Source organism: Streptomyces atriruber (genome assembly GCF_001418325.1).
Taxonomy (GTDB): Bacteria; Actinomycetota; Actinomycetes; order Streptomycetales; family Streptomycetaceae; genus Streptomyces; species Streptomyces atriruber.
Window position 1 is genome coordinate 1 of the sequence record NZ_LIPN01000145.1, and the last position, 17,222, is coordinate 17,222.

Annotated in this window: 32 protein-coding genes; all 32 read right to left on the reverse strand. The window is 68.7% G+C overall.

Annotated features, from left to right (window positions below; all coding sequences use genetic code 11):
* Positions 1-135: 135 nt before the first annotated feature.
* Positions 136-468: a MazG-like family protein gene (locus AOK03_RS16415; RefSeq protein ID WP_055566007.1), complete on the reverse strand. Its 333-nt coding sequence runs from the start codon at positions 466-468 to the stop codon at positions 136-138.
* Entirely contained in the window at positions 465-596 is a 132-nt protein-coding gene (locus AOK03_RS44865; RefSeq protein ID WP_279616320.1) for a hypothetical protein, read from the reverse strand. The genes AOK03_RS16415 and AOK03_RS44865 overlap by 4 nt, the downstream gene beginning before the upstream one ends.
* Positions 593-745 (reverse strand): hypothetical protein, encoded by a 153-nt coding sequence (locus AOK03_RS42575; RefSeq protein WP_157868963.1) that lies wholly within the window; start codon positions 743-745, stop codon positions 593-595. Before AOK03_RS42575 ends, AOK03_RS44865 begins: the two co-directional genes overlap by 4 nt.
* The gene (locus AOK03_RS16420; RefSeq protein WP_055566008.1) at positions 742-981 is read right to left on the reverse strand and encodes a hypothetical protein; all 240 of its coding nucleotides are present in this window, start codon (positions 979-981) and stop codon (positions 742-744) included. Before AOK03_RS16420 ends, AOK03_RS42575 begins: the two co-directional genes overlap by 4 nt.
* On the reverse strand, positions 981-1,898 hold the full coding sequence (locus AOK03_RS16425) for a hypothetical protein (protein ID WP_055566009.1): 918 nt from the start codon (positions 1,896-1,898) through the stop codon (positions 981-983). Before AOK03_RS16425 ends, AOK03_RS16420 begins: the two co-directional genes overlap by 1 nt.
* Positions 1,891-2,175: a hypothetical protein gene (locus AOK03_RS42580; protein ID WP_167355613.1), complete on the reverse strand. Its 285-nt coding sequence runs from the start codon at positions 2,173-2,175 to the stop codon at positions 1,891-1,893. The genes AOK03_RS16425 and AOK03_RS42580 overlap by 8 nt, the downstream gene beginning before the upstream one ends.
* 77 nt (positions 2,176-2,252) lie before the next feature.
* The gene (locus AOK03_RS16435) at positions 2,253-2,573 is read right to left on the reverse strand and encodes a hypothetical protein (protein WP_055566011.1); all 321 of its coding nucleotides are present in this window, start codon (positions 2,571-2,573) and stop codon (positions 2,253-2,255) included.
* Positions 2,570-2,857, reverse strand: coding sequence for a hypothetical protein (locus AOK03_RS16440; protein ID WP_055566012.1), 288 nt, complete (start codon positions 2,855-2,857; stop codon positions 2,570-2,572). Before AOK03_RS16440 ends, AOK03_RS16435 begins: the two co-directional genes overlap by 4 nt.
* Positions 2,854-3,213 (reverse strand): hypothetical protein, encoded by a 360-nt coding sequence (locus AOK03_RS16445; protein WP_055566013.1) that lies wholly within the window; start codon positions 3,211-3,213, stop codon positions 2,854-2,856. Before AOK03_RS16445 ends, AOK03_RS16440 begins: the two co-directional genes overlap by 4 nt.
* 1 nt (position 3,214) lies before the next feature.
* A complete protein-coding gene (locus tag AOK03_RS42585; RefSeq protein ID WP_157868965.1) occupies positions 3,215-3,514 on the reverse strand; it encodes a hypothetical protein in 300 nt (99 codons plus the stop codon).
* Between the two features lie 243 nt (positions 3,515-3,757).
* The gene (locus AOK03_RS16450) at positions 3,758-3,946 is read right to left on the reverse strand and encodes a hypothetical protein (RefSeq protein ID WP_157868966.1); all 189 of its coding nucleotides are present in this window, start codon (positions 3,944-3,946) and stop codon (positions 3,758-3,760) included.
* 12 nt (positions 3,947-3,958) lie between these two features.
* Positions 3,959-4,162 carry a hypothetical protein gene (locus tag AOK03_RS16455; protein WP_055566015.1) on the reverse strand — a complete coding sequence of 68 codons (204 nt, stop codon included), beginning with the start codon at positions 4,160-4,162 and terminating at the stop codon, positions 3,959-3,961.
* Entirely contained in the window at positions 4,159-4,521 is a 363-nt protein-coding gene (locus AOK03_RS16460) for a hypothetical protein (protein ID WP_055566016.1), read from the reverse strand. Before AOK03_RS16460 ends, AOK03_RS16455 begins: the two co-directional genes overlap by 4 nt.
* A 64-nt stretch (positions 4,522-4,585) precedes the next feature.
* Positions 4,586-4,849, reverse strand: coding sequence for a hypothetical protein (locus AOK03_RS16465; RefSeq protein ID WP_055566017.1), 264 nt, complete (start codon positions 4,847-4,849; stop codon positions 4,586-4,588).
* A 2-nt stretch (positions 4,850-4,851) separates the two neighbouring features.
* Positions 4,852-5,040 carry a hypothetical protein gene (locus AOK03_RS42590; RefSeq protein ID WP_157868967.1) on the reverse strand — a complete coding sequence of 63 codons (189 nt, stop codon included), beginning with the start codon at positions 5,038-5,040 and terminating at the stop codon, positions 4,852-4,854.
* 282 nt (positions 5,041-5,322) lie between these two features.
* Positions 5,323-5,511, reverse strand: a complete 189-nt coding sequence (locus AOK03_RS16475; protein WP_055566019.1) for a hypothetical protein — start codon at positions 5,509-5,511, stop codon at positions 5,323-5,325.
* Positions 5,511-5,846 (reverse strand): hypothetical protein, encoded by a 336-nt coding sequence (locus AOK03_RS16480; protein WP_055566020.1) that lies wholly within the window; start codon positions 5,844-5,846, stop codon positions 5,511-5,513. Before AOK03_RS16480 ends, AOK03_RS16475 begins: the two co-directional genes overlap by 1 nt.
* Before the next feature lie 168 nt (positions 5,847-6,014).
* Positions 6,015-8,189, reverse strand: coding sequence for an FtsK/SpoIIIE domain-containing protein (locus tag AOK03_RS16485; protein WP_055566021.1), 2,175 nt, complete (start codon positions 8,187-8,189; stop codon positions 6,015-6,017).
* Complete coding sequence (locus AOK03_RS16490; RefSeq protein ID WP_244177637.1) at positions 8,186-8,983, reverse strand: DUF2637 domain-containing protein; 798 nt, start codon at positions 8,981-8,983, stop codon at positions 8,186-8,188. The genes AOK03_RS16485 and AOK03_RS16490 overlap by 4 nt, the downstream gene beginning before the upstream one ends.
* A 202-nt stretch (positions 8,984-9,185) precedes the next feature.
* Entirely contained in the window at positions 9,186-9,623 is a 438-nt protein-coding gene (locus tag AOK03_RS16495) for a hypothetical protein (protein WP_055566023.1), read from the reverse strand.
* A gap of 3 nt (positions 9,624-9,626) precedes the next feature.
* Positions 9,627-10,391, reverse strand: coding sequence for a hypothetical protein (locus AOK03_RS16500; RefSeq protein ID WP_055566024.1), 765 nt, complete (start codon positions 10,389-10,391; stop codon positions 9,627-9,629).
* Positions 10,391-11,272, reverse strand: a complete 882-nt coding sequence (locus tag AOK03_RS16505; protein WP_279616321.1) for a bifunctional DNA primase/polymerase — start codon at positions 11,270-11,272, stop codon at positions 10,391-10,393. The genes AOK03_RS16500 and AOK03_RS16505 overlap by 1 nt, the downstream gene beginning before the upstream one ends.
* Before the next feature lie 527 nt (positions 11,273-11,799).
* A complete protein-coding gene (locus AOK03_RS16510) occupies positions 11,800-12,051 on the reverse strand; it encodes a hypothetical protein (protein WP_055566026.1) in 252 nt (83 codons plus the stop codon).
* Positions 12,051-12,776, reverse strand: a complete 726-nt coding sequence (locus AOK03_RS16515; protein WP_079074763.1) for a VWA domain-containing protein — start codon at positions 12,774-12,776, stop codon at positions 12,051-12,053. The genes AOK03_RS16510 and AOK03_RS16515 overlap by 1 nt, the downstream gene beginning before the upstream one ends.
* Positions 12,777-12,895: 119 nt before the next feature.
* Complete coding sequence (locus AOK03_RS16520; RefSeq protein ID WP_055566027.1) at positions 12,896-13,810, reverse strand: hypothetical protein; 915 nt, start codon at positions 13,808-13,810, stop codon at positions 12,896-12,898.
* Positions 13,811-14,071, reverse strand: a complete 261-nt coding sequence (locus AOK03_RS16525; protein ID WP_055566028.1) for a hypothetical protein — start codon at positions 14,069-14,071, stop codon at positions 13,811-13,813.
* The gene (locus AOK03_RS16530) at positions 14,068-14,388 is read right to left on the reverse strand and encodes a hypothetical protein (protein ID WP_055566029.1); all 321 of its coding nucleotides are present in this window, start codon (positions 14,386-14,388) and stop codon (positions 14,068-14,070) included. The genes AOK03_RS16525 and AOK03_RS16530 overlap by 4 nt, the downstream gene beginning before the upstream one ends.
* A gap of 8 nt (positions 14,389-14,396) precedes the next feature.
* Complete coding sequence (locus tag AOK03_RS44870) at positions 14,397-14,522, reverse strand: hypothetical protein (protein ID WP_279616322.1); 126 nt, start codon at positions 14,520-14,522, stop codon at positions 14,397-14,399.
* The gene (locus tag AOK03_RS16535) at positions 14,519-14,707 is read right to left on the reverse strand and encodes a BldC family transcriptional regulator (protein WP_055566030.1); all 189 of its coding nucleotides are present in this window, start codon (positions 14,705-14,707) and stop codon (positions 14,519-14,521) included. Before AOK03_RS16535 ends, AOK03_RS44870 begins: the two co-directional genes overlap by 4 nt.
* A 12-nt stretch (positions 14,708-14,719) precedes the next feature.
* Positions 14,720-14,905 (reverse strand): hypothetical protein, encoded by a 186-nt coding sequence (locus AOK03_RS16540; RefSeq protein ID WP_055566031.1) that lies wholly within the window; start codon positions 14,903-14,905, stop codon positions 14,720-14,722.
* Positions 14,892-15,323 (reverse strand): HNH endonuclease signature motif containing protein, encoded by a 432-nt coding sequence (locus AOK03_RS45190; protein WP_157868970.1) that lies wholly within the window; start codon positions 15,321-15,323, stop codon positions 14,892-14,894. The genes AOK03_RS16540 and AOK03_RS45190 overlap by 14 nt, the downstream gene beginning before the upstream one ends.
* Complete coding sequence (locus AOK03_RS42595) at positions 15,320-17,203, reverse strand: hypothetical protein (RefSeq protein WP_157868971.1); 1,884 nt, start codon at positions 17,201-17,203, stop codon at positions 15,320-15,322. Before AOK03_RS42595 ends, AOK03_RS45190 begins: the two co-directional genes overlap by 4 nt.
* Between the last annotated feature and the right edge of the window lie 19 nt (positions 17,204-17,222).

The following is a 17,222-nucleotide window of genomic DNA, read 5'->3' on the forward strand; positions in this document are numbered from 1 at the left end:
CGAGCGAGGCGAGTCCGGCCTGCCACTGAAGGCGTGCGAGGTCCATGTCGTCGCCGCGCAGGTTGCTGTTGAAGTTGCTCGGGATCGGTGGGTCGTAGACGGCGAAGCCGTTCTCTTCGCCGACGCGGATGACCTTCACGTCTGCGTCCTGTCTGTCAGTGCGGCGAGCCGCTGGGCGCGCGTGTCCACGTACGCCTCGAAGAAGTCCTGCGGGTGGGTGACGGTGAAGCCGTGCAGGGCCACCATCGCGGCGAGGATCACGTCGCACAGTTCTTCCGCCACGTCCCGGGGGGCGTGCGTGAAGCCCTTGCGCGGGTTCTGGCCGACGGCGCCGATGTACGCCTGCGTCGCCTCCCCGTACTCCTCGCCGATCTTCAGCAGGCGCAGCGCGGTCTGGTCGCCCTGCCCCTTTGCGGCGTTGTCCAGCCAGTCCACGACGGCATCGACGTGTGTCCAGGGACCGGTCATGAGCCGTGCCCCTTCCGCCGCTTCAGCAGTCGGTTGATCACGCGGCAGTACCAGTTGAACGCCATGCCCAGGAACGGCATCGCGAGGAACAGGACGACCAGGAAGGCGAGGGTGATGAGGTAGCTCACGACTCCATCGCCTCCGGGATGTCCTCGCCGTGCTCGTCCAGCTCCCGCGCCGCGGCGGCCAGCTCCATGCGGGCGGCCGGTGAGCCCGTCGCCTGGTCGCGGTGCTGCGCCGCGAGGTAGCGGGCGAGGCGGTCTTCGCGGTCAGTCATGAGGCGCCGCCTTCGCACTTCGCGTGCGTCTCCGCCTGTCCGCGCCACGCATCGAGCTTCACGCGCAGCTCGGCGAGGATCTGTGAGCGGCTCTTGACCTTGCCGTCGTCCGTCTTGTTGAACGGGTTCAGCGTCTGGTACACGGTCGTCCGCCGCTTCATCGCCTTGCCGCAGACGGTGCACTTGACGCGCTTCTCGCCGTACAGCTCGACCTTCTCGAAGGTGTAGGTCGGCATCAGCGCACCGCCTTGTAGCAGGTGGCCCACGTGACTTCGAGCGTGGCCTTGGCGCCGGGTGCCGCGTAGCCGCCGTTGCGCTTGTTGCGGTCCCGTTCGATCCGTGACTCGTTCTGCCAGATCCATGAGCTGGTCGTCAGCGAGGTGCTGCCGGTGCGCAGCTTGCGGCCGTCCAGGTAGACGGTGACGGTGGAGCCGCGGCGTTCCCACGTGTAGGTGTGCGCGGTGGTCATGCGGGCGCCGGTCTGGACGTTCCACTCCTGCGAGCCGTGGTTGAACATCGCGACGTTGCTGGACGTGTAGTCGTCGACCTCGGGGTAGTCGACCTCCGCGCGCGAGCCTTCGTAGCGCAGCCACGCCGACTTGAAGCCGGGGTCGGCCCTGGTGACCTTGACCCGCGCGCTGTACCGCCCGTCGCGCAGGTCCATGCACTTCCTCGGCACGACGGTGCCGACGACGTTACTGCCGCTCCCCACCGGCCGGTACATCGAGACCTTCAGCGTGCCGGTGCCGTCGTAGCCCTTGCCGATCGAGACGGTCTTCTGCGGCTCGTAGGTGCCGCCGTACGGGGCGCCCCCGTTGCCGTCGGCGCCGGACTTCGCGGTGTCCTCCCAGCCGGACGGGTAGGCCCACAGGGTGTCGCGCCACTTGCCGGACAGGCCGGAGCAGTAGGCGCGCGGGGTGTCGGCGTGGTTGTTGCAGCCGCTGAACGAGCCGGTCTTCACCGGGGCGCTGACAGCGGAGTTGAAATTCTCGGCCCACACCTGCCGCCACCCGGGCAGGTCGCCCTTCGGCATGGCGTTCGGGGACGGCGCTCCGTCGGCGCCGGGGGAAAGCAGAAGGGCCGCTGCGAGAGCGGCCCCGGAGGTGGTGATGATCAGCGCCTTCCTGCGGCGCCGGAATGCGTGCTTAGGCATCGTGCTCCTTGGTGGTGCGCTCGGGTTCGCTCGCATCGAGCAGGGTCAGGGCGTACTGAAGGAGGGCCCGGCAGAGGGTCCGCTCGCGGGAGTCGTCCAGCGCCTCGATGTCGATCAGGGCGTGCATGCGGCTGCCGTCCAGGTCGCGGGCGCTGCGGTAGACGATGTGCGGGCCGGGGTTCAGGTCGTCAGGCGCCGGGGTGTGGGCGGCCAGGAGAGCCTGCACGATCTCGTCAAGCTCCCCTGTGATCTCAGTCGGCCCGTGCTTGCTGCTCACGCAGATTGTCGGGGCGGTGCACAGCGTGTGCCGAAACCGCTCGCGGAGGTGGTCGACGTCTGCACGATTGGGATTGGTCATCGCTGCGCGTCCTCCTCGAAGGCGTCGGCCGCGCTCGCGACGATGCGCGCCACGAACGCGGCCGGGCCGTGGACGGTGATCTCGTACGGGGGCTGGAAGTTGAGCGGCACACCATCGGCAGGCCCGAAGCGGATCACTGCTTGGTGGGTGGGCAGCGCGTCGGAGATCGCCGTCTCTGCGTGCATGCGCTTCAGCTCCCTGGAGATGGGCTTTTCGGGGCGGCGTGCCTCACGGGCGCACCGGTAGACCACGCGGCCGAGCATGAACGTGTGGCCACTGCCGAGGCACCACTCGTCACCGCAGAACCTGTCCGTCACGGCGCCCGGTCCTTCACCGGGTCAATGGTCCCGCCGGGGCACTCGACCGTCGTGACCGCCTCGCCGCACCTGCCCTTCTCCTTGACCGCGGCTGCGATCTCGCGCAGGTGCGGGATGACGTCGTTCCCCTCCAGCGCCTGCCGCGTCCCGTAGTCGCGCTGCACTTCCCCGCAGGCGGGGCAGTAGGCGCGCCGCCCGTCGGCGGGTACGGCGTCGGCGTAGCCGGGCGGGGTGACGGGCAGGCGCCGCTTGCGGCGGCGCTGCTGTGCGGGCAGACGGCTCATGCGGCGTTCTTGCCCTTCTCGATCAGCCGGTCGAGTGCTTCCAGGGCCTCCGCGTTGTCGAGTTCGTAGAAGAGACCGATGACCTCGCCCGGGGGCAGTCCTATGACCCGCTGGGCGTAAACGCTCGGATTTTCATGGTCGTCAGCGTAGGTAACGACCTCGTCCCCGTTGATGTCGTCCAGGTCCGCCGCGTCAGTCCAGGCGAGGGCGGCGCCTGTCAGCACCGCTGCCCATCCGGCGATGCAGTGAGTCGTACCGCAGCCAGTCCGCTTGCCCCACTGCTCCTGGTCGTGCGTCTCGGGGTGGCTGGTGATCTGCTCCCGGATCTCCAGCAGCAGGTCCACGTTGATCGTCATGTCATGTCTCCTTCCTCGGGTGCCTTTGGCAGGTGTCCTCGGTCCGCAGGCCGCACACGCACGACGGGCCCGGAGCGACTTCTGCCGCCCACAGGCCCGGTCTCCATCGCGCGATCTGCTCGCGGACGCGCGCTCTCTCGCGCTCGGCTTCCTCGTGTTCCGGCCGCGCCGTCCAGCGCTGCCAGATCTTGCACGGCCACGTCTCGTCACAGGTCGAGCAGGCGGGCGCCTTCGCAGGGTCCTTGACGTAACTGGCGTGGCCGACGGGGCGGTCGGCGGCCTTGCGCTTGGCCTTAGCCATCGCGGTTGCTGTGCGGGGCCACGCGCGACTGCGACCACCAAGTGCCGTTGGCCTTATCGACGTGCTGCCAGTACGGATGCGGTCCGGGCGGCAGCGTGCACGTCCAGTCGGCAAGCTGGTCACCGCAGGGCTCGGTGTTGTCCGGGTCGTGAGCAGAGCAGTGGTGCTTGCAGCCGTAGCAGGGGCAGCGGCAAGGGTTCGGGGCGGTCTCGTAGCCGGGGCAGGAGGCGTACGCGTCGGTGCTCACTCATCCACCTCCGCGAGCTTGGCCAGGGCCTCGTAATCCGCGGCCTGCTGGACGTAGCGTCCGGCCTGGCGGAAGCGGCGGGACTGCGCGGTGACTCCCTCGCCGGGGATCTTGTAGTCGAGTGCTGCCGCCTTGAGGCGCAGCTGCGATGCCCGCAGCCGCAGTTCGGCGATCGTGATCGTCATGAAGGCCACAGCTCAGCCCGCCTTAAGTTCCTGTGTGGCGATGCGGCAGCCGTGGCACGGCGTCCCGGTGGCGGCCAGGTCGGCGACGCCGCTCTGGTTGAAGGTGTGGCCGCATGCGGTGGTGTAGCGCGGCGGCATCAGGCCGGTGCGGCGGGAGAAGGCGCGGTGCGCCAGGTGCCCGCGCGCCAGGCGGATGCTCAGCGGGTAGTCGGTCACGGCGCGATCCCCAGCTGCTTCTCCAGCTCGCCGATGCGGCGCAGCGCGTCGGCCTTCTCGGCTTCCAGCTCGTGCCGCGAGAGCGGCGGACCGGAGGTGATGAGCAGCCAGACGGCGACGGCCGCCAGGGTCAGCGGCCAGACAAGACCCAGCACGAGGGCTTCGGTGACCGTCACCTCTCGGTCCCGCTTCTGCCACTCGGCAACGGGATCCCGGTACAGGGGCACGTCCGTGCCGTCGGGGTACCAGCTGCGCTTGCTCGCATAGCCGTCGATGGCCGCGCGTCGCAGGCGGCCGTAGATGATGCGGGTCGCCAGCAGCCAGCTCATGGCGGCGACGGCGGTCAGGGTGGCAATCATGTGCGGGTCCTTTCACGCGAAGCGCCCCGCTGCCGAGGGCAACGGGGCGCGGGTGCGGGGTGGGTCAGAAGTCGTGAATGCAGTGCGGGCACGTCCAGATCTCCTCAGCGGACGTGGCGTCAGCCATGACGTGCGGTGCGTTCGCCGGGTTCTGCCTCCGGTAATTGGCAAGCGCCGCATTGTGATCGCGGACCAGATCCGCTTCCGTCTGGAAGACGTGGCTGCATTCCATGCAGGCGCGATACGTGTTCTCGTCATCCGGCTCCACGCGGCCGTGAGACCAGCACCAGTCGTCGGGCAGCGGATCCGGCCAGGACGACTCGTCCATGGTCATTTCTCCTTCAGGTACTGCCGCCACATCGAGCGCAGCGCGATCGTGCAGGCCGTCAGGCAGACCGTTGCAACGGCCAGTGCGACGGCGAGGATCGCGAGCCCGATCATGACGAAGACGAGCACGAGGGCGGCCACACAGCCGCCCGCGATGTAGGCGCCCCACGGCCGTGCAACGATCGGCTGCAACGGTGCAACGCCCCCCGTTGCAGGGGGTGTGGCGGGCGTGCCGTACAGGGGGTGCCCCGCCGGGTCGGTGCCGAGGTACTGGGATGTCTGCGGCGGCGCGCCGTGGCGGTCCTGCCACGGCTGCAACGGGGGGTGGTGCATCACTCTTCGCTGTCTTCCTCCGGCTGCGGCAGAACCATCGAGAAGGTGACGGTGTAGTCCCCGTCCTCCTCGATCTCCACTTCGCTGCCGGTGTCGGGGTTCATGGGCATGGGTGTCTTCCTTCTGCGATCGGGCGGATGGTCAGTTCCTGGCGCCACGTACGGCGATCACGGCAGCCGTGGCGAGCAGCATCAGCAGGGCTCCGCTGCAGCTGCTGTGCATCCGGGCGTGGGACTCGCACTGCGGGCACTCCGCGTTCGCCTCGCCGAAGCCCCAGTTGCCCTTGTGCAGTTCAGCGTGCGCCTCGCACTGGAGGCAGCGCTCGCTCATCAGAGCCCCGCCTTGCGTGCCGCACGCCGGGCGCGTGTCACGGCGGCCTCGGCGTTGTTCTTGGCGATGCGCGCAGCGCGCCTGTCCTTCGGGGCGGCGGCGTCCAGGCGGGCCTTCGCACGCGCGGCGGCGGCCAGGGCCTCGTCCAGCTGCCGCCTGGCGGCGTACTGCTGGTAGCCGTCCTCTTCACCGGCCCGGGAGTCGATGCGGTCGATCTCTTTGCGGAACTTCGGGTCGACGCAGGTCTCATCGCTCAGCTCGTCGTCGGCCATCGCCTGCTTGGCGATGCGGGCGGACAGCCAGGCGCGGCGGGCTGTGTCGCGGTAGCGGGGCATGCGGGTCCTTTCATCGGGTGTCTCAGCCTCTGGTGCGGGGCTGTTTCGGGGTTGGGAGGCGCGGGCCGAAACCCGAAGTCACTGCACGTCAGTGCATGATCACGGGGATATCGGGGCCGAAACCGGTTTCCGGCTCCGGCGAAACCATGGGCCCCTGCCGAAACCGGGTCAGCTGTCGTCCTCGTCGGTCTCTCGCGGCTCGGGGAGGTCGGCGAACCGCACGCCTTTGGCGCCGCCGCAGCAGTCCCGGATGGTGAGCTGCCGGGTCGGGATCCTGTGCGCCTTGAGTACGGCGCTCAGCGCCGTGGACCGCATCGCCTGGGCGTCGCGGACTTCTTCCGCGCTCATGTCACTGAGCGGCTTCTCGGTCTCTGTCCACGCGCCGTACAGCTCGGGCAGGTACAGCGCGAGCGACTCGACCAGGCGGTGACTGTGCACCGCTTCGGTTCCGTCCGGCCACACCGCGTGCAGGTGATCGGCGATGGTTGTGCGGTCGGTCTTCTCGATCTGCTGGCCCGCTGCCTCACCGGACAGGGTTCCGGCCGCGGTGCGCAGCGCGAGCCCCCGCTGGCCGGTGTCGCGCATCTCCTGCTGTGAGAGGAAGTACGCCCGCACGATGCGGGCGTTGGCCACGGAGCGCGCCAGCCATCCGGTGCCGGAGTCCTTCGGGTCGTCGCCTTCGGCAGGCTCGAAGATCGTGGCGCGGACGCCCCGCTTGTAGGCACCGGTGCTCAGCACCAGGTCATTCGCGGTGTGCCCGCTGATCGCCAGGCAGAAGCGGACGATCGCGTTGTCGCTGACTCCCTTCGGGATCGACTTCGCGTCGGGCCGCTGCGTGGTGAGGACCAGGATGATCCCGTACGCGCGCGCCTTGCGGATCAGGCGGATGAAGACGGCCGCGGCTTCCTTGCCGTAGGCGGGGTGCTCGAACAGCGTGTGCACCTCGTCGAAGATGGCGAGGACCGGGTGCAGCCGCAGGTGCGGGTACTTCCTGGCCAGCCGTCGCGTGATCTTCCTGCCGGTGGGAACGTCCTCGATGGGGAGACCGGCGACGATCTTCTTGCGCCGCTTCATCTCCATCTCCAGGGCGTACGCCCCTTCCAGCGCCGCTTCGCAGTGCTCGTCGTCGTCACCCTGGACGTAGCGGTGGCAGATGGGCTTGAGCGCCTCCAGGTCGCCGGAGCCCTTGAGCTCGAACAGCCACGCCTCACAGGTCGGGTCAAGAGCTCCCGAGCAGGCGATCGTGCTGACCGCGGACGTCTTGCCGCTGCCCATCACGCCGCCGATCAGCATGTTCGTGCCGATCAGGGCGAGCGGGATCTTGTCGCCCTTGGGTGTGCAGCCGAACGGGAACTCGCCGTACATGTCCGCCGTGCCGCCGGCCAGCAGCGGCCACGGCCGTTTGATCGAGCGCGGGTCCTTCTTCGCGACCCAGATGTTGGCGCGGCCGGGGTGCTCGGTGCCGACGGAGGGCCACACGCACTGAAGCGGCCTGCGCATCGCGGCGGCCAGCTCCTTGCGCTTGTCGAGCAGCAGTTCCGCGAGCGTCGCGCCCGGAAGGTCGACCTGTGCCAGCCAGCCGGGGCCGTCGATCGCGACCGGTCCGACAAACCTGGGCGTGCCCTTGATCCCGATCGCCTCGATCGCCTGCGTCAGCTCCTCGGAATCCAGCGGACGCTGCAGGTGGATGGACAGGTAGCGGGTGACGATCGGCTTGTCGCTCCTGCCGCCCTGTGTGCCGATCAGCGCCAGCACTGTGAGGCAGGCGCCCAGTGTCCACACCGGCACGAGCAGGGCGGCGATCAGGAGGATCAGCGCGCTCACGCAGAAGACCGCCAGTGAGGCGATGCGCCGCGGCCTGACCCGCCGGGACTTCTCGCGGGACAGCGCCAGCCACGCCTCGATGTTCGCGGTCGCCGCGGCCCGTGCCTCGACCGGCCGCGCTTCGGTATCGGTGATCCACTTGACCCACCGGACGGCCAGGCGGCCCGCTCCCCGCGGCGACTGCCGCAGCAGGCGTGCCATATAGACCGGGACGCGGATCAGGTGGAACCCGGTGAGGTGGGCATAGGAGGAGACCGTCCAGCGGGCGTTCTCGGTGAACTCGCCCGCATGCTTCAGCCACGAGGGCAGGACCGGCGGCGCCCCGTCCAGGTAGGCGCGGCGCTGCTCCACCCACGTGCCGGTGTCGGCCGCCACTTCCGGTGTGTCGACGGGGACAGGTGACTTGTCCGGGTCGAGAGCGAAGGTCTCGTGCTTGTCGTCCGCCTCGACCTTCTTGAACGTCACCTTCTGCTCGGTCCCGTTGATCACTGCCCCCGTCGTGCCGTCGGGGATGCTCACGGGCTCTCCCCCGGCAGCTTCACGACATCGGCCGCGGCGAAGCGCAGGGAGCCGTCCGGCCCGGTGGCCACGGGCTTCAGCTTGCCCCGCGACTTCCAGGAGCGGACGGTGTCGGCCGACACGTGGCAGAACTTCGCGACCTCACCGGTCGTCATGGTCTCGCCACGGTGTTCTGCCACGAGCGTGAGGGGCCGTTGCACTGCAACGGGCTCCGTTGCGGTGGCGGTGCAGCAGATGGGCCAGGCGTCCAGCAGGCGGGTCCCGGCGGGTGCCCGGCCGACCCATGCGGCGGGCCGCGCTGCAACGGGCGCCACGGCCGCGCAGATCGCTGCAACGGGGGTGCGTTGCACTGCAACGGGCACCGTTGCGACGCGTTGCGCGATGGCCTCGTGGACCTGCCGCATAAGCGCGCCGAAGGCGAGCAGCGCGGCGACGGGCGGCACGGCGGCGACGACGTAGTCCATGCCCTGCGCCCCGGCGCCGACGCCCGCGACGTTCAGGGCGATGGAGCCGAGCGACCCGGCGACGGCGAGCGAGATCGCCCACCAGTCGACGCGGCGCAGCAGCGAGGCGCGCAGGATCAGCACCTCGCCGACGACGATGAACATGTCGACGGTCGCGGGCCAGGCCCACGCGCGGGTGACCGAGCGCTCAAGGCCGTGCGCGGCGGCGACGTCGTGCAGGTGCTCGAAGCTGAGCCAGAAGGCGGTGCCGGTCAGGGCGACGGTCGCCACTGCGGCGATGACGGCCAGCAGGGTCAGGACCCCGGCAGCGCCGGAATTGGCAACGGGCAACGTGTCAGAACTCTTGATCACCGCACGGGGTGCGGCGCTACCTTTTGTGCGGGCCATGGAGGATGCGTCTCCTGGTCAAGTGCCCCGGTCGGCGACGGCAATCGCTGGCCGGGGTAAGCGGGTTGATGTGCTCCGCTCTACGCCTGCCGCATCCGGCGGCGCAAGGCGGGCGGGGTATGGCGAACGCTGGCGCTCAGTGACTTCACGCGATGGCTGCGGGTGCCGCTTCGCCGTCCGGCTCCGCCAGTCCCAGTACCTGCAGCAGGAGCAGGCGGTCGTCACGCCCGGTGGATACCAGGGCGGTCAGCCGCGCCGCGCGCTGCTGCTCCTTGGACCAGCCGGTGCGCGGCGTCGCCGTGGTGTAGTGGCGCTCCTTGCCGGTCGTGCCGCGCTGGCGCCGCCTGCGCCTGCGTTCCGCTGAGTTGTGCGCGACGCGGCAGGCGGCGCAGGGTGTGGTGCGCAGCCGCTTGTGCTTGTCCCAGCCGCCCGTCGTGCCGCAGACGGCCTCGCGCAGCGGGGGCGGACCGTCAGGCGGTTTGCCGTAGTAGAACCAGCGGCGATAGCAGCGCTTGCACCAGCCGCGCGCCTTGTGCACGGCCCTGTCTCCGCAGTGCGAGCAGGTGATCACGGGGCGGGGCACGGGTCAGCCGCTCCAGTGCATGTGCACCGCGCCGTCCTCGCGGATCAGCTCGATTGCTTCCTCGATGAACTCCGCGACGATGTCCGCCGATTGGGCATAGCTCTCGGTCGTTTCGTCATTCATCTTGAAGATCAGGTGCACACCCGGCTCTCCGAGGAGGCCGACCCCGGGAACTGCGGCGACGACTTCCAGCGGGTTACCTCCGTAGAAGTGACCGTCCCGATTCGACCATCCGTTCTCGCCGAAGGGAGAGTTCTTCTCCTGCGCCTTTTGCACCTGCTCGCGGTACCAGCTCAGGGCGCCGTCCTCGGTTATGGCGGCGGACCCGGAGAACAAGTTGGGGCCAACCGTCGCGACCTTGACCGGCGCCTCCATGGCCCGGAGCTCTGCGGCGATCTCCTCCGCCCGGCCCCGTGCCGCTTCGAGTGCCGGGATCGACGCCTCGGTCAGCTCGATCTCGGGCTCCTGGTCGGGCTGGATACCTTCAAAGATCCAGTAGTACGAGGACTCACGCCCCAGCACCTGCGGCACTGCGCTGTTGAAGCCGCTGCCGTTGTACGACGACCGCAGGTAGCGCCGGTTGTTCAGCGTGCCCTCACCATGCTTCTCGCTGGGGACGTCGGTGGCGCAGGTGTACGTCCACTGCTCGCGGAACGCCGCCTTCTCCGCGTCCGTGCGCTCGCGGTCGTAGAACTCTTCCGATGCCTTCTCCCAGGCGTGGTTCTGCTTCTGCTGAGCTGCCGTGTAGAGGTGAATGTCCAGGCCCATCAGAGGCCTTCCTTCCGTGATTGATTCCGGTACGCGCTGCGCACCGAGGCTTCGGCCTGGCGCTGCCCGCCGCGGCCGGTGTACGCCGCCCCGAGCTGGTCGATGGCTTCCTCGATCGGGATGCCGTCGGAGCAGGCGGCGCGGGCGGACCAGTAAAGAGCGTTCGAACGATTCCCGGGCACCGCGTCGCGCACGGTGTCGACCAGTCCGCCGATCGACCCGCCGCGGCGCGGCTGCGCGAACAGTGGCGTCGGCCGTGCGGGCGGGGGGCGTTCGCGGCACAGCTCGACCAGCCAGGGCGGGGCGTCGCGTATCGGGCTCGCGTTCTCTGCGACGTACGGGCCGCTGGCGGTGCGCGAGCCGGCGCCTAGGACATAGCCCCCATGAACGCCCCCGTTGCCGCGGACGTCGACCAGTCCTTTGACGGGCGAAGCCTGCGAGGCTTGCAGTCCGGCGGGCCATCTCAGGTAGAGATGAGCGCCCTTCCTGGTCGTACACACTGTGTACGTGTCGGTCAGCGCCGACCAGTCACCGCCGTACCGCTCGCATATCTCCTTCAGCACGTCCATGCCGTCGACCAGCGGGCCCCACTTGTCGTGAAGCGACTCGTAGGGCGTGCCCGCCAGTTGGTTCGGTGCCTTCGGCAGATCACAGTCGATCACCAGGAGGCCCGACTGCTTCGCGGCCACACCGATGTTCGCCATTGGCGACCAGGACCAGATCTCGATGACCCGGTTCAAATCGTTCGTGACTTCCTCAGACCAGCGGATCGTGTAATCACGATCGGGACGCAGCTTGTGCGGCGTTTTCTCGCCAGGCTGAACCGGGAACACGTGCATACCCTGTTGCAGTGCTGTGATGGCGTATCCGATTAGACTCACTGCCGCCGCTTCCGGTATTCAGCTGTCCACAGGCGATTGCATTCACGGCAACGTCGCACCGTCCTGCCGTACTTGGTCACCTGCGTACCCCATCGGTCGCGGTGACCGTTTCGACAGCGCTCTCCTGTTCCAGGCATACGCCCGCGCTCTATGGCGTCCCGGATGTTATCTCCTTGGGTCCCAGGCAGCAGGCACCGTAGCCAGTCGACGCAATGCCGGGTGTCGCAGCGGTGGCGCACCACTTCTGGCACGTAGCCGTGCTTCTCGATGAAGATCCACCGGTGAGCATTGACAATCTTGTTTCCGTCCCAGAATTTGGCGTACCCGTTTCGGTCAATCCTTCCTACCCACAGGAGGCATCCGCTCTCAGGATGTCTCTTGGTTTTCTCCATGAAGCGCTCCATTCGAGTCTTCATAGAATCGCCCCCTCTCGTCATGCAGGCAGGGACGGGGTGAGCGCGCCTCCCTGGGGAAGCCCCGCCCCTGCCTGCATGACGAGAGGGGTCCCGCTTCCGGGACCCCCGTGATCAGTCCTTGGTGCACTTGGGGTAGCGGGCGCCGCGTACGCAGTCGTCGTAGTCGCTGGACGACACCCGGAACTCGTGCTGCTGCCCCTTGTTGTCGCGGGTCGTCAGCTCGTACTTGTAAGTCTTGGTCGACGACTTGTAGTCGCGGTCCTTGTCCACGACCTTCCCGGCGGGCCCTTCGGGGTAGGTCGGTCCGCATCCGGCCAGCGCAAGCGCGACGGCAGCGAGGACTGCCACGAGCAGGCGGCGCATCACCGCACGATCCCCGCGGCAGACGCGGCGGCGAGCCATCCCGCGTACTCGTGGGTGATGCCGTCGTACAGCGCGGCATCACTGACGCTGTGCGGGTCGGCGGCGTGGAAGAAGGACGCGTTGTCGACCTGGCGGCCCTTGAGGTTGTCGAGCTTCTTCAGGAAGCGCATGTTGCGCTCCGGGCCGAAGCCGACGAAGGCGAAGAACAGCGGCCATTCGCTGGCCGACCGAAGGGCTGTCTCCACCTGCTCGCGCGAGTCGGGCTCTCCGTCGGTCTGGAAGATGACCAGCGCCGGGGCGCCCGCGGCGCCGTGCGCTTCGACGACGTAGTTGATGGCGGCCGCGTAGTTCGTCGACCCCCAGTGCACTGCGCCGTGCGAGCGGCTGACGGCGCCCTGGTGGCTGCTGAGCTCCACGTCGGTCAGGTGCTCGACGTACGAGCCGAAGTAGACCAGCGGCACCACGCCGTCGTCGTCCAGGTTGGCGGACAGTCCGAGCGCCTGCTCTGCGAGGCGCTGCACGCTGCCGTCCTGGTAGAACGGGACCATGCTCCCCGAGTGATCGAGGACCAGGTACACGGCTGCACGCTGGCCGGTGAGTCCGCTCTTCTCCAGCGATACGGCGGCGCTCTTGGTGACACTGACCAGGCCGGCCGGGACCTCGCTGAGGTTGATCGCCGGGCCGCTCGCGGCGGGGGCGGGGACGCTCTTCTTGCTGCTGAACACGGGTTCTCCTTCGCGGGTGGAGCGCAGCCGGAGCCGCCCGGATGCGGCGGGCCCCGGCTGCGGGCATGAAAAAAGGACGCGCCCCGGGCGGGTGCGTCCGTCGTGGTGGTGCGGCAGTCCTAGAAGGGCGGCGCCTGCTTCTGCGCCTGGAGGGTGTTCGCGATCAGCGTCGCCTGCTCGACCGTCATTCCTTCAGCGTTGACTCCCTTGCTCTGGAGGAACGCGACCAGCTGCGGGTCAAGGGCGGCAGATGCTGAGACAGGGGGCGTCGGGGCAGGGGCTGCCTGCGCTGAAGCGGCAGGAGCCCCCCACTGAGGGCTACCGGGTGCAGCTCCCGCAGGGGCCGCCGTCGCAGCCGCGTTCGAAGGGGCACCCTGCTGCGAGGGCTGCTGCCCTGCGGGCGGCGTCCCCCACTGCCCCTGCGGAGGGCCCGCCTGGGGCTGCCCGCCCGGCGCGGCCTGCGTGCCCTGCCACGGGTCGTACGGCAACTGCTGCGAGACGTGCTGAGGCTGTGCCTGCGGCCCGCCGTAGCCCGGCATCTGTGTGACGTTCTGCGGCTGCCCGTACTGCTGAGCTGGCGGCGCCTGCTGTGCCTGCGGCGGTGCGAACACCTGGCGCGGGTGCTGTGCGTCGTAGGCGGCGGCCACGGCGATGTCCTGGTCGGTCGGTCCTTCGGGGTCGCCGGGTCCGGCGATGTAGTACGCACCGTCTCGCTGGCCCTGCGGAGGATTCTGGCGAAGCCTGCCCAGCACCTTCTTGCCGATGTTGTCGCGGTCGAGGGCGGGGACCAGCGACGTGCCGCCGATGGTCGTGCTGTGCATGACGGTGGGCTGTCCGGTCTGCGGATCCGGCAGATCGACGATGACCACGTCGGCAATGACGAACGGCTTGGGCCCCTCGTCCTCCTTGAAGGTCTTCATCACGGTGGATTCCGGATAGAAGATGAACAGCCTGCCGAGCCATTCCCGGTGGTGCTTCGGCGAGAAGAAGTCGCCGCTCCTGCCGGGCTGTGCGAAGGGATTAGGGGTGCTCACTTATGCCTCTTCCTTGATCTCACTGATGTGCACGAGGTGACCGAGGAACCCGGCCTTGCCGTACACGACTTCGTCGTCGATCGGTGTCGTCCCGGCGGTGCGCACTGCGTACGCCAGGCAAGCCGGGTTGCCCTCCGCGTGCATCCACGAGCCGCCGTTGACGCGGTCCCACCAGTCTTCGACGTCGAACGGCTCAGGGCCGCTGCCGAGGTCGACCGTCACGGTCTGCCCGGCCAGAGGGTGCGGGGCGGGGTGGATCACTTCGCCTTCTTCCACGCGTCGGCGCCCTTGTCCCACGGCGCGCACGCTTCCTTGTCGGGGATGACGGTCACGGCCTTGCCGCCCCCGCCGTCGGAGCCCCGCGTGGTGATCACCAGGTTTCCGAATTCATCGCACTTCTCGGAGTAGTTGGCGAAGCCGTCCGGCATCGAGTAGACGATGGCGGGGCGGTCGACCTTGTGGTCGATCGGAGCGTCGTTGTACGGCTCGGTCACCGAGCTGCACGCGGTGAGCAGCAGCAGTCCGCCCCCGGCGCTCAAGGCGGCGAGGGCGGCAGTGATCTTCTGTTTGCGGGTCATCGTTCCTCTCAGGGGAGTTCGTATGTCTGCGCGCCGCAGCCGGTGCATATCCAGCGCAGCGGGCCGCCCGCCGCCTCCGCCCACCAGTGCAGGGCGGGGAAGACGCGGTGCATCAGAATGCGGAGCGGCCTCACGCGGCCTCCTGTCCCGCGTCGAATGCGGCCCGCACCTCGGAGTCGCGGTAGCGCCGGTGCCCGCCGAGCGTGCGCACCGAGGTGAGCTTTCCTGCCTTCGCCCACCGGGCTACGGTCTTCGTGTCGACGCGGAAGATTTCAGCCACCTCACCGGGGGTGAGCAGCTTCTCGTAGTCGAGTTCCATATCTGTCACCTCCTATTGGGGCAGCACCTCGAACATGGGGCGAACCATCAGCCCGGCCTCTCCGTCGCGTACGCAGAGATAGGCGAGCCCCGGATTATCAGGGCACGGTTTCGCGTATTCGATGTCGCATTCGCTGAGATTCCCCGGACTGTCCGGGTCGGTCTCCCACCACTGCACAGCGGGGTCACTGTCGGCCATTGCCGTCCTTGCCTTTGCTGAGTCGCGCGCGGTTTCGCCGCTCGTTACACGGCCTGCACATCCGACCGCCGTTGCTTCGGACGTAGTAGTTCGCGGGATTGGTCATGTCGTGCAGCTTGGCGCCGCACTCCCGGTACGCCCGGCGAATGTTCTCCGAGTGCGTGATTGCCTCAAGATGCATGGGGTTTACGCACCACGTGAGGCCACATAGGTGATCGACGTCGTATCCCGGAGGTATCGGTCCGATGAAAAGGTGATGGGAAACCCGGTGGGCGTACTCGCGGTCACCGGCGTGGCAAACGCATGCGTACCCCTTGTTGTTGACGCGGGTCCCGTAACGCCAGTGCCCCGAAGGCTGAATGATGAGCCTGGACCGAAAGTGTTCTTCCAGGTCCAGCACCCGCTTTCCGCTGGTCATCGACCGGGACACCCCCGCTCCATGTTCGGATCACCGGGCGCGTACCAGTCGCAGAACTTGCATGACTCAGGGTCGACGGGGAACAGCGCTGCCACTTCGAGAGGCTGGATGTGCTGCCGATTGAGAGCGTCGCGCCTGGTCTCTATCTCGGCCGCGATCCGGTCCACCCGTGCCAGCGCGTCGCGCGCTATCTGCGGGTCATAGGGTTCGACCACCGCGTACAAATCGTCCAGCGTTGACGACTCCATCGGCCACGACAGCAGCGCGACATGATCGACGCGTTCGCCCTGAAGGCGGGCGCCGTACCCGTAGACGTGAAGCTGGGCGCGCTGCGTCGGTGTCATGCCCTTGGTCCGCAGCCTGTCCTGCGACCACTTCCCCTGGATCTTGTGGTCGTCGACCATGAACAGGACGCGGTCGAGAAGATCCGTCGTGCCGCGCGGCACGAGATCACTGGGGAAGGCCAGCGGAACTTCGACGGCGAACCGCCCGGTCCCGCCGTCAGCCCACGTGAACACCTCGGCCAGGGCCGCGTGGATCGCCGTGCCCTTGAAGCTGGCCCAGCCGTCGCCGCCCGGATTGACCGGCGGTATCCGCAGCAGCGACATGGCCAGGCGCCTGTCGCACGGACTCCCGATCTCGGACGGCCCGAGGGTGCTCTGCGCGCCGCGGTTGTCGTCGGTCCTGCGGTTGCCGTAGCTGTAGAAGACCTCCCGCATCCTGGCGACCAGCCGTTCAGCCATCACCGTCATCGGCACGGCAGGCTCTGCGACGGCCACCTTCCCCGGCTGGCTGAACGGGCTGCCGGGCTGGGCGAAGAGGCTACTCGAAGGCGGCGCAGCGGCTGGGGTCGTCGGGGTCGCAGCCGTCGAAGGTGCCGCAGCCGTTGTCGGCGTAGCGGCAGCGTTCCTGAGGACCGGAACCGGCGTCGCGTCGTACTCCACCGTCGCGCCCGGCAGCGCCTTCTGGACTTCCCGCGTCGCCGCTTCCGGGGCATCCGCAGGCGTCGGGGCTGCACTGTCCGCAGGCGTGCCGTCCGGGGTGGGGGCAGGCTTCCGGGAGAGCTTCTCCACTGCCGCGATGCCCCGCTCGCTCCTGCTGCTGCTCGTACTGGACGGCGCAGCCTCCGAGGCAGGCGCAGCATCCTCCGCAGAAGGGCTGGCTGGAGCAGGCTCCGTACGCGCAGTCCTCGGCGCAGGCTTCCCCGCGCACTGCGCCTGCCGCTTGCCGTTCATCCACTTGTGCGGCTTGTGTTCGTCCTTCCGGTGGCACAGGTGCTCCGGGATCGCTTGACTCCCGCTGGACGGGGTTGCACTGCTGGCATCCCCAGACGGAGTGACAGCAGGTGGCGTCTCCGCTGCGTCCGGCCGCTGCGGCGAGTCCTTCGGCGTAGTCGTCGACTCCGGGGAGGGCGGGGGCAGTTCCCTGTCCTCGATCGCCCTTGCGGTGGCTGCCCACTTGCTGATCATCTCCTCGGACTCGTTGGGCACAGCGTCCGCCTTGGCCGTTGATGCCGGTACACCGGTCGTCGGACACTCGCTCTCTCCGCTCTCGTACGGCTTGCCGCTCATGTCGCAGGGCACGCGCGGCGACGTCGGCGTCTCGCCCTGGTGCGTGTGCTTGGTGAAGCAGCCCGTCGCGCCGTCCAGCACGGGCGAGGCGGGGCACAGGGGGCAGGGCGCGTAGTCGCGGCCGATGACCGGGCGTTCGTCCTCGGGTCCCGTCTCGGGGCCGCGGCGGATCAGCCAGGCGGGGATGTCGCGCCTGGAGCGCGAGCACTCGGTCCCCTTCTCGCGGTCGTGCTTGCGGTAGTGGTTGTCCGTCGTGGCGGTCACGTTCTTGTGGCACGAGATGCAGTGGAACTTGCGGGTCTCAGCCACGGCGGCTGCCCTTCTGCAG

Excerpts from the sequence above, each read along its gene's own strand:
- AOK03_RS16415 (WP_055566007.1), bottom strand. The coding sequence starts at position 468 with ATGACCGGTCCCTGGACACACGTCGATGCCGTCGTGGACTGGCTGGAC.
- AOK03_RS42575 (WP_157868963.1), bottom strand. The coding sequence starts at position 745 with ATGACTGACCGCGAAGACCGCCTCGCCCGCTACCTCGCGGCGCAGCAC.
- AOK03_RS16420 (WP_055566008.1), bottom strand. The coding sequence starts at position 981 with ATGCCGACCTACACCTTCGAGAAGGTCGAGCTGTACGGCGAGAAGCGC.
- AOK03_RS16425 (WP_055566009.1), bottom strand. The coding sequence starts at position 1,898 with ATGCCTAAGCACGCATTCCGGCGCCGCAGGAAGGCGCTGATCATCACC.
- AOK03_RS16440 (WP_055566012.1), bottom strand. The coding sequence starts at position 2,857 with ATGAGCCGTCTGCCCGCACAGCAGCGCCGCCGCAAGCGGCGCCTGCCC.
- AOK03_RS16445 (WP_055566013.1), bottom strand. The coding sequence starts at position 3,213 with ATGACGATCAACGTGGACCTGCTGCTGGAGATCCGGGAGCAGATCACC.
- AOK03_RS42585 (WP_157868965.1), bottom strand. The coding sequence starts at position 3,514 with ATGGCTAAGGCCAAGCGCAAGGCCGCCGACCGCCCCGTCGGCCACGCC.
- AOK03_RS16450 (WP_157868966.1), bottom strand. The coding sequence starts at position 3,946 with ATGACGATCACGATCGCCGAACTGCGGCTGCGGGCATCGCAGCTGCGC.
- AOK03_RS16460 (WP_055566016.1), bottom strand. The coding sequence starts at position 4,521 with ATGATTGCCACCCTGACCGCCGTCGCCGCCATGAGCTGGCTGCTGGCG.
- AOK03_RS16465 (WP_055566017.1), bottom strand. The coding sequence starts at position 4,849 with ATGGACGAGTCGTCCTGGCCGGATCCGCTGCCCGACGACTGGTGCTGG.
- AOK03_RS16475 (WP_055566019.1), bottom strand. The coding sequence starts at position 5,511 with ATGAGCGAGCGCTGCCTCCAGTGCGAGGCGCACGCTGAACTGCACAAG.
- AOK03_RS16480 (WP_055566020.1), bottom strand. The coding sequence starts at position 5,846 with ATGCCCCGCTACCGCGACACAGCCCGCCGCGCCTGGCTGTCCGCCCGC.
- AOK03_RS16500 (WP_055566024.1), bottom strand. The coding sequence starts at position 10,391 with ATGGGCCTGGACATTCACCTCTACACGGCAGCTCAGCAGAAGCAGAAC.
- AOK03_RS16510 (WP_055566026.1), bottom strand. The coding sequence starts at position 12,051 with ATGCGCCGCCTGCTCGTGGCAGTCCTCGCTGCCGTCGCGCTTGCGCTG.
- AOK03_RS16530 (WP_055566029.1), bottom strand. The coding sequence starts at position 14,388 with ATGACCCGCAAACAGAAGATCACTGCCGCCCTCGCCGCCTTGAGCGCC.
- AOK03_RS16535 (WP_055566030.1), bottom strand. The coding sequence starts at position 14,707 with ATGGAACTCGACTACGAGAAGCTGCTCACCCCCGGTGAGGTGGCTGAA.
- AOK03_RS16540 (WP_055566031.1), bottom strand. The coding sequence starts at position 14,905 with ATGGCCGACAGTGACCCCGCTGTGCAGTGGTGGGAGACCGACCCGGAC.
- AOK03_RS45190 (WP_157868970.1), bottom strand. The coding sequence starts at position 15,323 with ATGACCAGCGGAAAGCGGGTGCTGGACCTGGAAGAACACTTTCGGTCC.